The organism is Saccharopolyspora sp. 6M, from assembly GCF_020176775.1.
Lineage (GTDB): Bacteria > Actinomycetota > Actinomycetes > Mycobacteriales > Pseudonocardiaceae > Saccharopolyspora_C > Saccharopolyspora_C gregorii.
Genome location: NZ_JAIUJZ010000140.1, coordinates 1 through 13926 on the forward strand (window position 1 = coordinate 1; position 13926 = coordinate 13926).

General features: G+C 72.7%; 12 protein-coding genes. 7 read left to right on the forward strand and 5 right to left on the reverse strand.

What is annotated here, in order from left to right; genetic code table 11:
• Positions 1 to 1756: molecular chaperone DnaK (dnaK, locus tag LCD31_RS18670; protein WP_224959829.1), on the reverse strand; the 1756-nt coding region annotated here is incomplete at its 3' end.
• Positions 1757 to 1888: 132 nt separating this feature from the next.
• The gene (locus LCD31_RS18675; RefSeq protein ID WP_224959830.1) at positions 1889 to 2434 is read right to left on the reverse strand and encodes a DUF1697 domain-containing protein; all 546 of its coding nucleotides are present in this window, start codon (positions 2432 to 2434) and stop codon (positions 1889 to 1891) included.
• A 192-nt stretch (positions 2435 to 2626) separates the two neighbouring features.
• Between LCD31_RS18675 and LCD31_RS18680 the strand changes: the two genes are divergently transcribed.
• Both LCD31_RS18680 and LCD31_RS29615 read left to right on the forward strand, forming a co-directional pair.
• On the forward strand, positions 2627 to 3391 hold the full coding sequence (locus LCD31_RS18680) for a crotonase/enoyl-CoA hydratase family protein (protein WP_224959831.1): 765 nt from the start codon (positions 2627 to 2629) through the stop codon (positions 3389 to 3391).
• On the forward strand, positions 3376 to 4134 hold the full coding sequence (locus tag LCD31_RS29615) for a PaaI family thioesterase (RefSeq protein ID WP_224959832.1): 759 nt from the start codon (positions 3376 to 3378) through the stop codon (positions 4132 to 4134). The genes LCD31_RS18680 and LCD31_RS29615 overlap by 16 nt, the downstream gene beginning before the upstream one ends.
• Before the next feature lie 51 nt (positions 4135 to 4185).
• Here LCD31_RS29615 and LCD31_RS18690 read toward each other — a convergent pair whose 3' ends face one another.
• Positions 4186 to 5760 carry a long-chain-fatty-acid--CoA ligase gene (locus LCD31_RS18690; RefSeq protein ID WP_224959833.1) on the reverse strand — a complete coding sequence of 525 codons (1575 nt, stop codon included), beginning with the start codon at positions 5758 to 5760 and terminating at the stop codon, positions 4186 to 4188.
• Positions 5761 to 6280: 520 nt separating this feature from the next.
• Between LCD31_RS18690 and LCD31_RS18695 the strand changes: the two genes are divergently transcribed.
• Positions 6281 to 7045, forward strand: coding sequence for a 3-hydroxyacyl-CoA dehydrogenase (locus LCD31_RS18695; RefSeq protein WP_224959834.1), 765 nt, complete (start codon positions 6281 to 6283; stop codon positions 7043 to 7045).
• Between the two features lie 187 nt (positions 7046 to 7232).
• Positions 7233 to 7970, forward strand: a complete 738-nt coding sequence (locus tag LCD31_RS18700) for a GAF and ANTAR domain-containing protein (RefSeq protein ID WP_224959835.1) — start codon at positions 7233 to 7235, stop codon at positions 7968 to 7970.
• 16 nt (positions 7971 to 7986) lie between these two features.
• On the opposite strand, the gene LCD31_RS18705 is transcribed toward LCD31_RS18700, so the two are convergent.
• The gene (locus LCD31_RS18705; RefSeq protein WP_224959836.1) at positions 7987 to 8637 is read right to left on the reverse strand and encodes a TetR/AcrR family transcriptional regulator; all 651 of its coding nucleotides are present in this window, start codon (positions 8635 to 8637) and stop codon (positions 7987 to 7989) included.
• Positions 8638 to 8819: 182 nt separating this feature from the next.
• Here LCD31_RS18705 and LCD31_RS18710 point away from each other — a divergent pair, with 182 nt between their 5' ends.
• From LCD31_RS18710 to LCD31_RS18720, 3 genes are all read left to right on the forward strand, one after another.
• Positions 8820 to 10355, forward strand: a complete 1536-nt coding sequence (locus LCD31_RS18710; RefSeq protein WP_224959838.1) for an acyl-CoA synthetase — start codon at positions 8820 to 8822, stop codon at positions 10353 to 10355.
• 69 nt (positions 10356 to 10424) lie between these two features.
• Positions 10425 to 11570, forward strand: a complete 1146-nt coding sequence (locus LCD31_RS18715) for a thiolase family protein (protein WP_224959839.1) — start codon at positions 10425 to 10427, stop codon at positions 11568 to 11570.
• Positions 11571 to 11872: 302 nt separating this feature from the next.
• Positions 11873 to 13528 (forward strand): class I adenylate-forming enzyme family protein, encoded by a 1656-nt coding sequence (locus tag LCD31_RS18720; protein ID WP_224959840.1) that lies wholly within the window; start codon positions 11873 to 11875, stop codon positions 13526 to 13528.
• A 22-nt stretch (positions 13529 to 13550) separates the two neighbouring features.
• On the opposite strand, the gene fdxA is transcribed toward LCD31_RS18720, so the two are convergent.
• Positions 13551 to 13868, reverse strand: a complete 318-nt coding sequence (fdxA, locus tag LCD31_RS18725) for a ferredoxin (RefSeq protein ID WP_224959841.1) — start codon at positions 13866 to 13868, stop codon at positions 13551 to 13553.
• Positions 13869 to 13926: the final 58 nt, after the last annotated feature.

A 13926-nucleotide genomic window follows, 5' to 3' on the forward strand; every position in this document is an offset into this window, starting at 1 on the left:
GGCCCGCACCGCCTCCGGCGTTGCCGTAGATCGCCTGGCCCAGCTCCTGCGACTCGGACGCCAGCTTGTCCACCGCCGTCCGGATCGCCGACACGTCCTGCCCGCGCAGCGCCTCGTTCGCCTCGCCGATCGACGACCGCACCCGCTCCTTCAGCTCCGCGGGCAGCTTGTCGTCGTTGTCGGTGAGGACCTTCTCCGTCTGGTAGACGAGGGTTTCGGCCTGGTTGCGGGTCTCCGCCTCCTCGCGGCGGTTGCGGTCCTCGTCGGCGTGCGCCTCGGCGTCCGAGACCATCCGGTCGATGTCCTCCTTCGGCAGCGCCGAACCGCCGGAGATCTGGATGGACTGCTCCTTGCCGGTGCCGAGGTCCTTCGCGTTGACGTGCACGATGCCGTTCGCGTCGATGTCGAACGACACCTCGATCTGCGGCACCCCGCGCGGGGCGGGCGGCAGGCCCGTCAGGTCGAAGCTGCCCAGCTTCTTGTTGTGCGCCGCGATCTCCCGCTCGCCCTGGAACACCTGGATCTGCACCGAAGGCTGGTTGTCGTCCGCCGTCGTGAACGTCTCCGAACGCTTCGTCGGGATCGTGGTGTTCCGCTCGATCAGCTTGGTCATGATCCCGCCCTTGGTCTCGATGCCCAAGGACAGCGGTGTCACGTCCAGCAGCAGGACGTCCTTCACCTCGCCGCGCAGCACCCCCGCCTGCAACGCGGCGCCGACCGCCACCACCTCGTCCGGGTTCACGCCCTTGTGCGGTTCCTTGCCGCCGGTCAGCTCCTTCACCAGCTCCGTCACCGCGGGCATCCGCGTGGAACCGCCCACCAGCACCACGTGGTCCACGTCCTGCACCGAGATCCCCGCGTCCCGCACCGCGTTCTCGAACGGCTTGCGGGTGCGCTCCAGCAGGTCCGAGGTGATGCGCTGGAACTCCGCGCGGGACAGCGTCTCGTCCAGGAACATCGGGTTCTTCTCGGAATCCACCGTGATGTACGGCAGGTTGATGTTCGTCGTCGACGAGCTCGACAGCTCGATCTTGGCCTTCTCCGCGGCTTCCTTGATGCGTTGCAAGGCCATCTTGTCCTTCGTCAGGTCGATGCCCGAGGACGCCTTGAACTTCTCCACCAGCCAGTCCACGATCCGCTGGTCCCAGTCATCGCCGCCCAGGTCGGTGTCGCCCGAGGTCGCCTTCACCTCGACCAGGCCCTCGCCGACGTCCAGCAGCGACACGTCGAACGTGCCGCCACCGAGGTCGAACACCAGGATCGTCTGCTCCTTCTCGCCCTTCTCCAGCCCGTAGGCGAGGGCGGCCGCCGTCGGCTCGTTGATGATGCGCAGCACGTTGAGGCCCGCGATCTGGCCGGCCTCCTTCGTCGTCTGCCGCTGCGCGTCGTCGAAGTACGCCGGGACCGTGATCACCGCATCGGTCACGTCCTCGCCCAGATAGGTCTCGGCGTCGCGCTTCAACTTCATCAGCACGCGGGCGCTGATCTCCTGCGCCGTGTAGTCCTTCTCGTCGATCGTGGTCTTCCAGTCGGTGCCCATGTGCCGCTTCACCGACCGGATCGTGCGATCGACGTTCGTGACCGCCTGGTTCTTCGCAGGCTGGCCGGTCAGCAGCTCACCGCTGCGGGCGAACGCCACCACCGACGGTGTGGTGCGCGCGCCCTCCGAGTTCGCGATGACGGTCGCCTCGCCGCCCTCCAGCACCGCCACCACGGAGTTCGTCGTGCCCAGGTCGATGCCCACCGCTCGCCCCATTGCGCCCTCCTCGCTCGGTTGCGCCGCAGCCCGGCCGCGCGGCGCCACCACGTGGCTCCCACGACCCAGCGTCAGACGTCGCCGCGGCACATCGGTAGGGGACAACGTCCCGGCCCGAACCCCGAGACGAGCTCACCGGCCGGAATCGGCCAGCGCCAGCAGGCGGGTCACCGTCGACCAGTTGCGGGAGGTCGCGCGCAGGCCGAGGCGGCGCTCCCACCACGACTGCGGCATCCGCGAGTTCCGCACGCCCTCCGGGCACCACACGTAGACCTCGCGCTCGCCGAACCGCACCATGTCCGGCGCGCAGCCCGCCACGTCCAGCTCCGCCAGCGCCGCCGGGTCGGGGCGCGCGGACAGGAACGTCACCAGGTACTGCGCCGGGACGCTCGCCACCTCGCCCAGCGGATCGGCCGCCACCACCGCCGCCAGCTCGTCGCGGGTGCGCACCAGCACCGGCACCTCGAACCCGAACTCCGCGGCGAGGTCCGCCGCCACCAGCCGTTCCGACTCGGCCGCCGGGCAGGACGCGGTGAACACCGCGTTGCCGCTCTGCAGCAACGTCCCCACCTCGCCGAAACCCCGCCCGGACAGCACCTCCCGCCACCGCGCCATCGGAATCCTGTTGTGCCCGCCCACGTTCACCCCGCGGAGCAGGGCGACCTGCCGTTGCCGCACCGCGCACCCCCTCTCGTCCGCGACACAGCATGCCCGCCACCACCGACGATCCCGGCGCGCGTGGGAGCATCCCGAGGTGGCCGACCGCACAGTGACCCGCAGCGGTCTGCCTTGACCGTTTTTTCGCGAGCGAGTAACACTGCCAGGGAGAACGCCACCGCCAGGCGGCGCGGAGCAGGAGGAGAGCAGCACGTGAGCGAGAGCGTCCGCACCGAATTCGGCGACGGCATCGCCGTGATCACCATCGACCGGCCCGAAGCCCGCAACGCCGTCGACGCGTCCGTCGCCGAAGGCATCGCCGCCGCCGTCGACGAACTCGAATCCCGCAGCGACCTCGTCCTCGGCATCATCACCGGCGCCGGCGGCACGTTCTGCGCGGGCATGGACCTCAAGGCCTTCACCCGCGGCGAACGGCCGCACGTGCCCGGCCGCGGGTTCGGCGGGCTCACCGAACGGCCGCCGTCCAAGCCGCTCATCGCCGCCGTCGAAGGCTGGGCGCTGGCCGGAGGCTGCGAACTCGCGCTGTCCGCCGACCTCGTCGTCGCCTCCCGCGAAGCGAAGTTCGGGCTGCCCGAGGTCAAGCGCGGGCTCGTCGCCGCCGCGGGCGGACTGCTGCGGCTGCCGAAGGCGCTGCCGTACCAGCTGGCCATGGAGATCGCGCTCACCGGCGACCCGCTCACCGCCGAGAAGGCGCACGCCCACGGCCTCGTCAACAGCCTCACCGAACCCGGCGGCGCCCTCGACGGTGCCAAGGAGCTCGCCGCGCGCGTCGCCGCCAACGGGCCGCTCGCCGTGCGCGCCACCAAGCGGATCGTCTCCGGCGCGCTGCGCTGGACCGACGCCGAGGCGTTCGCCGAGCAGGCCGAGATCGCCGGGCCCGTGTTCGGCTCCGCCGACGCGCAGGAAGGCGCCCGTGCGTTCGCCGAGAAGCGCGCCCCCGTGTGGCGCGGCGAGTGACCGCGGCGCACCACCGGAACGACCAGGAGACACCCGTCATCAGCGAATACCGCCAGTCCGACGCCGAACGCGAGCCCGACGGCTCCGGCGAGGACCACGCCCAGGACCGGGCCCGCGCCGCGCGCGAACTCGGCGACGCGCTGCGCGAACTCGTCCAGGCCGCCGCCGGCACCGAGGTGGACGCCGCCACGCTGCGCAAGACCGCCGACCAGGCCCGCGACCTCGTCGGCCCGCTCACCGAAGCGAGCCGCACTAGGCACGTGCCGCCGACGCTCGACGAGGCCAAACCCGGCAGGCGGATGTACAACCCCGCCAGCGGGCCCGGAAACCCGATCGCACCACCGATGCGGGTGCGGGTCGCCGACGGCGTCGCCACCGGCACCTGCACGCTCGGGCTCGCCTACGAAGGCCCGCACAGCTACACCCACGGCGGGATCAGCGCCATGCTCGTCGACCAGATCCTCGGGCACGCGCACGCCGCCCAGGGCCGCCCCGGCATGACCGTGTCGCTGTCGCTGCGCTACCGCAGGCCCGTGCCGCTGGAAACCCCGCTGCGGCTCACCGCCTGGGTGCCGGAGGACTCGATCACCGATCGGCGCACCGGCCCGAAGGCCACCATCACCACCGAGGACGAACCGGACCGGGTCCTCGTGGAAGCCAGCGGGATCTTCGTGATCCCCACCGCCGAGCAGGCCGAGCGCATCTTCGGCGACAACCCGCCGCCGCGGTGGTCCGAGAAGTAGCTCCCGCAGGGGGACGGCCCGCCCGGTCCGCGGGCGGGCCGTCCGCCCGGATCAGGTGTCGGGGAGCTCGCCGTCCGCGCGGGCGGTGCGCAGCCTCGTCTTGAGGATCTTGCCGCTCGGGTTGCGCGGCAGCTCCGCGATCACCGAGATGTGGCGGGGGCGCTTGTAGCCGGCCAGGTGCTCGCGGCAGTAGGCCTCCACGTCCGCGGCCGTCGGCGGATCCGCCGGGTCGCGGGCGACCAGCACCGCCAGCGGGGTCTCGCCCCACTTCTCGTCCGGCACGCCGATCAGCGCCACCTCGCCGACCTTCGGGTGCCCGGCCAGCACGTCCTCCACCTCGGCGCAGTAGATGTTCTCCCCACCCGAGATGATCATGTCCTTCTTGCGGTCGACGACGAAGTAGTAGCCGTCCTCGTCCTCCCGCACCAGGTCGCCGGAGTGGAACCAGCCGCCCGCGAACGCGTCCGCGGTCTCCGCCGGTTTGCCCCAGTAGCCCTGCATCACCGTCGGGCCGCGGTACACGATCTCGCCGACCTCGCCGCGCGGCACGTCGTTCATCTCCTCGTCCACCACGCGGACCTCGACGTTGAGCATCGGCGTGCCCACCGAACCGATCTTGCGCAGCGCGTCCTCCCCGCGCAACAGCGTCGTCACCGGGCTGCACTCGGTCTGGCCGAACGAGGTCACCACCTCCGCGTCCGGGAACACCTCGATCAGGCGGCGCAGCAGCGGGGTCGACGCGGGCGCCGCACCCCACGACAACCGGTGCAGCGCCGACCAATCCCGCTCGGCCACGCCCGGCACCGAGCAGATCGCCTGCCACTGCGCCGGAACGAAGAAGCAGTCCGTGACGCGCTCCCGCTCCAGCACGTCCACCACCTCCGCCGGATCGAACCGGCCCGAGCGCGACACCACCGTGCAGCCCCCCAGCAGCACGTTCGGCAACATCGTGGACACCCCGGCGATGTGGAACAGCGGCGCACCCGAGATCCCCACCCGCTCCCCGGCGGGCGTGCCCAGGTGCGCCATCATGCTGAACGAGTGCAGCAGCAGGTTGTGGTGCGTCAGCACCGCGCCCTTCGGGCGGCCCGTCGTGCCCGAGGTGTACATGATGAACGCGGGCGACTCTTCGGCCACGTCGACACCGGGCGAGACCGGATCGGCCGCCGCCAGCGCCTCCTCGTAGCCCTCCGCGCCGGTGTCCGCCCCGCCGATCACCAGGACGGTGCGCACCTCCGGTGCCTGCGCGCGCGCCTTGGCCAGCACCGGGGCCAGCGCCGCGTCCACCACCACCGCGACCGCGCCGCTGTCGGTCAGCGCGTACGCCACCTCGTCCGGCACCAGTCGGAAGTTGATCGGCACGCAGATCGCGCCGAGCCGGCCACACGCGTGGTAGGCCTCCACCACCTCGATGCCGTTCAAGCCCAGCACCGCGACCCGGTCGCCCGCCGACACCCCGCGCGCCAGCAGCGCGTTCGCCAGCCTGCTCAGCCGCTCGTCGAGCTCGCGGTACGTGCGGCCCGCGTCGCCGAAGCGCAGCGCCACCGCGTCGGGGATCTTGCGGGCGTGCCGCGCGATCTGGTCGCTGCTGGTCATGCCGGTACCGGTGGGGCGTGTGGTGTGCATCGGCGATTCCTCGGCGTTGACGACGGGTCCGGGTGACGTGGAGGACAACGAGCCGCGGCCCCGAAATGTGTCGCCCCGGCAGCGGAGTGGGGGGGGGGGGCCGGGGCGCGGCAGTGTTTTATGGTGGCTGGTGAGGCGAGGGGGGGGGGCCGGGGGGGCGGGGGCGCGGCGCCGACCTCACCCCCGCCCCCCCCAAGGCGCCCCCCCGGGCGGGGTTGCGCCCCCCGGGCGGCCCCACCCTTGGGGCCCCCCGGGCCCCCCCCCCCGCGGCGTGGTCGAGATCGTCACGGTGGTGGCGTGGGTGAGCGGACCGTTCGTCCGATCCGGTTGGACCAACGGTCCGTTCACTCGGGCCTGGCGGGCGGGGTGAACGGGCCGCTCGTCCGATCTGGTCGGTTCAACGGTCCGCCCACCCCGGTTCGGTGGCGGGTTCTTGCGGTCGGTGCGCCGGGTGCCGTAGAAAACGGTCATTGCTGACTGGTCGGGGCCCGGGTGGTCCCGCCGGGACGAGGAGGAGCGCATGGACATCACCGGCGGCGTCGCAGTCATCACCGGAGGGGCGTCCGGGCTCGGGTTGGCCACCGCGAAGCGGCTGGTCGCGGCCGGTGGCAGCGTCGTGCTGCTGGACCTGCCCACCTCGGCGGGCGAGCAGGTCGCCGCCGACCTCGGCGAGCGGGCCCGGTTCGCCGCGGCCGACGTGACCGACGAGGACCAGGTCGCCGCGGCGCTCGACGCCGCCCGGGAGCTCGGGCCGCTGCGGGTGGTCGTGAACTGCGCGGGGCTCGGCAACGCGCTGCGGGTGGTCAGCCGCAAGCACGGCGCGTTCCCGCTCGCGGCCTTCACGAAGATCATCAACATCAACCTGATCGGCACCTTCAACGTGCTGCGCCTCGGCGCCGAACGGATGATCACCCACGAGCCGGTGGGGGAGGAGCGCGGCGTCATCATCAACACCGCCTCCGCCGCCGCGTTCGACGGCCAGGTCGGGCAGGCCGCCTACTCCGCGTCCAAGGGCGGCGTCGTCGGCATGACGCTGCCGATCGCCCGCGACCTCGCCGAGCACCGCATCCGGGTGGTCACCATCGCGCCCGGCCTGTTCAACACCCCGCTGCTGGCCGGTGCCTCCGAGGAGGTCAAGGCGTCGCTGGGCGACCAGGTCCCGCACCCCTCGCGGCTCGGCGAACCCGACGAGTTCGGCGCGCTCGCCGAGCACATCGTCGCCAACCCGATGCTCAACGGCGAGGTCATCCGCCTCGACGGCGCCATCCGCATGGCCCCGCGCTGAGCGTCCGGTGGTGCGTGATCCGGCCTGGGCGCCGCGGGATCGCGGCGGGTGTGCTGCGGGCCCTCGGATGAGAGGGTCTCAGCACGCAGCGTCGAAGGTCGGGTCGCGCCACCCGGACGTACGGCCCGGCCGAGTCGTGCGGGACCACCTGGCGCCGCACGGCGAGCTACGAGCCGGAGGAGTCGCCGTGACCGATGATCAGAACCCGCGCCACGGACTCGCGCGCACCATGAGCACGCTCGCCAGGAACCTGGAAGCGGAATCGAGCGAGGAGGAGACCCTGGCCGGCATCGTGCGGTCCGCCGTCGGGACGGTGCCCGGGGTCGTCTCCGGCGGGATCACGCAGGTGCACCGGCGGAAGGTGCGGGCGCGGGTGCCGACGGAAGAACTGGTGCGGCTGTGCGACGAGGCGCAGCAGGAGCTGGGCGAAGGGCCGTGCCTGGACGCCATCTGGGAGCACGAGACCGTGCTGGTGGACGATTTCGCGACGGAGACCCGCTGGCCGCGCTTCGCGGAACGGGCGCACCGGCTCGGGGCGAGCAGCCTGATCTCGTTCCGGTTGTTCGTGCAGCAGGACACCCTGGGAGCGTTGAACCTCTACGGCGGCCACGACGTCCGCTTCGGCGAGGAGAGCCGCCTCATCGGTGAGATCTTCGCGGCGCACGCCGCGTTGGCGCTCTCCGGTGCGCGAGAACAGCGCCAGCTCGGCGAAGCGGTGGCGTCGCGGGACGGGATCGGCCAGGCGAAGGGGCTGCTGATGGCCCAGTACGGCATCTCCGGTCAGCGGGCGTTCGACCTGCTGGTGCGGGCGTCGAAGGAGGCCAACATCAAGCTGACCGAAGTGGCCGCCTGGGTGGTGCGCGAGCACGAGAACCCCGGAGGTGCTCCCCGTCCCGCGACCGGCTCGGACCGCTCCGAGCGGTGATCGCGCCCGGCCTCGGTCAGTCCTCGTCGTCCAGCAACCGGTGGGCCAGGTCCTTCCACAGCGCCAGGTGCGGGTCGGTGGCGGGGGAGCGGTCCTCGAAGGCGTAGGGCATCGCCGCGCCGCGCATGCTGGTGAACAGCAACTCCCGCAGCAGCTCGTACCGCGGGTGCGCGCGCACCGCGGGGCCCCAGATCCCGTCGGTGGCCTCCCGGATCGCGGCGCGCAGCCCGCGTTCCTCCGGCAGCAGCGCCGCGGCCAGCGCCGGGTTGGTGCGCGCGGCCGTCCACAGCTCGATCGCCGCCCAGAAGTGTGGTTCCTGGAACGTCGCCCACAGCAGTTCGATGCACCGGTCCACCCGCGCGGGGCCGTCCGGTTCGTCGGCGAGCTTGTGCTCGGCGTGCACGCTGGTCTGCGCGAGCCGCGTGTTCGCCAGGTGCTGCGCGGCCGCCACCAGCAGTCCGTCCCGGGACGGGAAGTGGTGCAGCAGCCGCCCGCGCGACACTCCGGCCTTCGCCTGGATCACCAAGGTGGAGGCGCCCGCGTAGCCGTGCTCGATGAGGCAGTCCACGGCGGCGTCGAGGATCAGCGCTCTGCTGTCGGCGGTGCGCTCCTCGCGGGTGCGCGGTGCGCCGGGAGCCGTCGTCTTAGCCGTGCCGGACCGAACCACCCGGTCAGCGTACCCGGCCCGGAAAACCTCCCGGCAGGGAAGCAGTCGGCATTGACCGTCGTGGTGCGGCGGTGCCAGGCTCGGGCCGGGCCCGGTGCCCGCACCGGGTTCCGCCGTGGGCTCCGCCGCTTCGCCGGGCGGCGGAGGCCCGCGGCGTGGCCGAGGTTCGAGGAGGAACCGCCATGTACCCAGGTGCCCACGCCGCGACCGACCCGGACCGGCCCGCCGTGATCATGGCGGGATCGGGCGAGCGGTTGACCTACGGGGAGCTGGAGGAGCGGTCGATCCGGCTGGCGCACGCGCTGCGCGAGGTCGGGCTGCGCCGCGGCGACGTGGTGGCGCTGCTGACCGACAACACCCCGCCCGCGTTCGAGGTGTACTGGGCCGCGGTGCGCTCCGGGCTCTACGTCACCGCCGTCAACAGCCACCTCACCCCGGCCGAGATCGCCTACGTCGTCGAGGATTCCGGCGCGGGCGCGCTCGTGGTGTCCGCCGCCCTGGCCGCGGCCGCCGCCGAGGTGGCCGCGCTGGTGCCGGGGTTGCGGGTGCGACTCGCCTTCGGCGGCGAGGTCGCCGGGTTCGCCGACTACGAGGCCGCGCTGGCCCGCTGCTCGCCGCGGCCGCCGGCGGACCAGCCGCGCGGCGCGGACATGCTGTACTCGTCCGGAACCACCGGGCGCCCCAAGGGGATCCGCCCGGAACTGCCCGACCGGCAGGTGCACGAGGAAGGCGACGTGCTCACCCCGGTCGTCGCGCGGCCGTACGGGATCGGTCCCGGTTCGCGGTACCTCTCGCCCGCGCCGATCTACCACGCGGCGCCGCTGCGCTACTGCGCGTCCACGCACGCGCTCGGCGGGACCGTGGTGCTGATGGAGAAGTTCGATCCGGAACTGGCGCTGCGCTCGATCGAACGCCACCACGTCACGCACAGCCAGTGGGTGCCGACGATGTTCGTGCGGATGCTGAAGCTGCCCGCGCAGGTGCGCAACCGCTACGACCTCTCCAGCCACCGCGTCGCGGTGCACGCGGCCGCGCCGTGCCCGGCCGAGGTGAAGCAGGCGATGATCGAGTGGTGGGGGCCGATCCTGCTGGAGTACTACTCCTCGACCGAGGGCATCGGCATGACGTTCATCGATTCCGCGCAGTGGCAGCGGAAACCCGGTTCGGTGGGGCGCGCGGTGCTCGGTGAGCTGCGGATCTGCGCGGACGACGGCCGCGAGCTGCCGCCCGGCGAGGTCGGCACCGTGTACTTCGCCCGCGAGGAGCAGTCCTTCGAGTACTGGGGCGACGCGGCGAAGACCCGGTCCGCGCGGCATCCGGAGCACCCGGCCTGGGCGACGGTCGGCGACGTCGGTTACCTGGACGACGAGGGCTTCCTGTTCCTCACCGACCGCAAGGCGTTCATGATCATCTCGGGTGGGGTGAACATCTACCCGCAGGAGGTCGAGGACCTGCTGGCGCTGCACCCGCGCATCGCCGACGTGGCGGTGATCGGCGTGCCCGACGCGGAGATGGGCGAGTCGGTGAAGGCCGTGGTGCAGCCCGCGGCCGGTGCGGAACCGGGCCCGGAACTGGAGCGGGAGCTGCTGGAGTACGTGCGCGCCCGGATCGCGCACTACAAGGTGCCCAGCAGCGTCGACTTCCTCGCCGAACTGCCCCGCACGCCGACCGGGAAGCTCGTGAAGGGCGCCCTGAAATCCCGGTACGCGTCCGCGTGACCGTCACGCGGAGCCGGTCGATCTCGTTGACGGTCAGAGTTGACCGTTTTTCTCGGTGGGAGGAACACCATGCGTGACGCGGTGATCGTGGAAGCCGTCCGCACCCCCGTCGGCAAGCGCGGTGGCGCGCTGTCCGGAGTGCACCCCGTCGACCTGTCCGCCCAGGTCCTCGAAGGGCTCGTCGGCCGGGCCGGCCTCGACCCCGGCGAAGTCGACGACGTCATCTGGGGCTGCGTCGGCCAGGTCGGCGAGCAGACCCTCGACATCGCCCGCAACGCCGTGCTCGCCGCGGGCTGGCCCGACACCGTCACCGGCGTCACCGTCGACCGCCAGTGCGGCTCCTCGCAGCAGTCCGCGCACTTCGCCGCCGCCGGGCTCATCGCCGGGCACTACGACGTCGTCATCGCGGGCGGCGTCGAATCCATGAGCCGCGTCCCGATGGGCAGCGCCGCCCAGGGCGCCGACCCCTTCGGGACCCGACTGCTCGACCGCTACCTGGGCGACCCGCCGAACCAGGGCATCGGCGCCGAGATGATCGCCGAACGCTGGGGGTTCAGCCGCACCCGGCTCGACGAGTTCAGCCTCGCCTCGCACGAGAAGGCCGCCGCCGCGCAGGACTCCGGCGCCTTCGACGGCCAGATCCTGCCCATCACCGCACCCGACGGCACCGTCGTCGACCGCGACGAGGGCATCCGCCGCGGCGGCACCACCGACAAGCTCGCCGGGCTCAAGCCGGCCTTCCGCGAGGACGGCGTCATCACCGCCGCCAACAGCTCCCAGATCAGCGATGGTTCCGCCGCGCTGCTCATGACCACCAGCGAGAAGGCCGCGCAGCTCGGACTCCGCCCCCTCGCCCGCGTGCACACCGCCTCGCTCGCCGGGGACGACCCGGTCATCATGCTCACCGCGCCCATCCCCGCCACCCGCAAGGCCTTGCGGCGCAGCGGGATCGAGCTCGACCGGATCGGCGCCTTCGAAGTCAACGAGGCCTTCGCGCCCGTCCCGCTCGCCTGGCTCGCCGAGATCGGCGCCGACCCGAAGACCCTCAACCCGCTCGGCGGCGCCATCGCCCTCGGCCACCCCCTCGGCGCCAGCGGCGCGCGGATCATGACCACCCTGGTCCACCACCTGCGGGACACCGGAACGCGGTACGGGTTGCAGACCATGTGCGAAGGAGGCGGCCAGGCCAACGCGACGATCCTGGAGCTGGTCTGAGGTCCCACCGCCCGTCCCGCCCGCTTCCGCCGCGCGGCACCGGGGTGAGCGGTTCCCCCGCTGCCCGTTCCCCCGGTGCGGCCGCGATTTCTGCCGCAGGGCCAGGCGCGGCGACATCGCCGTCCTCGCGGGGGAACCGCTGCGAACCCGCGCCACCGGAGCCCCGGCCGTGCTCGTCCCGTTCGTCCGGAGGTGCCCGGCGCGGCGGCGGTTCGGGGGCTGGTCCCGAGACCGTCCGGTACCGCAGACTGGATCCGATCGTGGAATCGACCGGTCGGCGTGGACCGGGGAGGAGTCGCGGCATGGCGGATCGGGAGCGGTTGCTGGCAGGCCTGACCGGACCGGGCGGCGAGTTCGAACTGGTCGACGCCGAGGTCCGCGGCATCCCGATGCGGGTCTACGCGACCGGACCGCAGACCCTCCGCGACGTGCTGATCAGCACCGCCGCCCACGGCGACGCCGACTACCTGGTGTTCGGCGAGCAGCGCTGGAGCTACGCCGAACACCTGCGGACCGCCGCCGGGCTGGCCCGGAGCCTGCGCGCCGACTTCGGCCTCGACCCGGGCGACCGGGTCGCGATCGCGATGCGCAACTACCCGGAGTGGGCGCCGATCTTCTGGGCCGTGCAGGCCGCCGGACTCGTCGCGGTACCGCTGAACGCGTGGTGGACCGCGCCGGAACTGCGCTACGCGCTGGCCGATTCCGGGGCGCGCGTGCTGTTCGCCGACGCCGAACGGGTCGCCGAGCTCGCCCCCGACTTCGGCGACCTCGACGTCGTGCAGGTGCGCGGGGTCGGCCCGCCCGAAGGGGTGCGCTGCTGGGCGGACCTGCTCACCGGCCTCGATCCGGTGGACTCGCTGCCGGACGTGGTGGTGGCACCGGACGACGACGCGACCATCATGTACACCTCCGGCACCACCGGACGCCCCAAGGGCGCCGTCGCCAGCCACCGCAACCACTGCACGAACCTGTGGAACATGGCGCTCGGCCGCCGTGCCGGGCAGCTCGCCGCCGGTGTGGAACCCGGCCCCGACGCGCGGATCGGGGTGCTGCTCACCTTCCCGATCTTCCACATCGCCGGCCTGTCCGGGATGTGCTCGGCGACCCTCGCCGGGGCGAAGATCGCCACCCTGTACCGCTGGGACGCCGACGAGGCCATCGACCTGGTGCGGCAGGAACGGCTCACCACGCTGGCCGGCGTGCCCACCGTGCTGCGCGACCTCGCCCGGCACGCCGACGGCGACCTGTCCACCGTGGAAGTGGTGAACATGGGCGGAGCGCCGATCCCGCCGGACCTGGTGGGGCTGGTGCACACCGCGTTCGCCCCGGACGTCGCTCCCGGCAACGGCTACGGGCTCACCGAGACCACCTCGGCGGTGGTGAACAACACCGGGCCCGAGTACGTCGAGCACCCCGACAGCGTCGGCCGCTGCGTCCCCGGCGCTCAGCTGCGCGTCGTCGACCCCGGCACCGAGCAGGACCTGCCCGACGGCGAGATCGGTGAGCTCTGGTTCCGCGGGCCCAACGTGGTGCGCGGCTACTGGAACGACCCGGAGTCCACCGCGGCCGCGTTCAGCGACGGCTGGTTCCGCACCGGCGACCTCGGGCACCGCACCGACGGGCGGGTGCACGTGGTGGACCGGATCAAGGACATCGTCATCCGCGGCGGCGAGAACGTCTACTGCGCCGAAGTGGAGGCCGCGCTGTTCGAGCACCCCGACGTCGCCGACGCCGCCGTGGTCGGCGTGCCGCACCGCGAGCTCGGCGAGCAGGTCGCCGCCGTGGTCCGGCTGCACGACGGCGCGAAGGCCGGGGCGGACGAGCTCCGCGCCCACGTCGGCGAACGCCTCGCCGCGTTCAAGGTGCCCGAGAAGGTGCACCTGCGCACCGGGCCGCTGCCGCGCACCAGCACCGGCAAGGTCCTCAAGCGCGACCTCCGCCGCGAACTCGCCCCCTGACGTCCCCGGGCGGCCACCCGGGTCAGGCCATCGGCGGGAGGTCGGAGATCGGCGGGACGTCCCGGTCCACCTTGCCGACCGAGGCCGCGCCGCCCGGCGAACCGAGCTCGGTGAAGAACTCCGCGTTCGCCTGCGTGTAGGCGGCCTGCTCGTCCGGCACGTCGTCCTCGTAGTAGATCGCCTCCACCGGGCAGACGGGTTCGCAGGCGCCGCAGTCGATGCACTCGTCCGGATGGATGTAGAGCATCCGGCCGCCTTCGTAGATGCAGTCCACCGGGCACTCGTCCACGCAGGAGCGGTCCAGCACGTCCACGCACGGTTCGGTGATCACGTAGGTCAACGGGGCCTCCGAACATCGGTTCCACCTGGCGGCCTCCCCGGTGCGGGCCCCGCTCAAA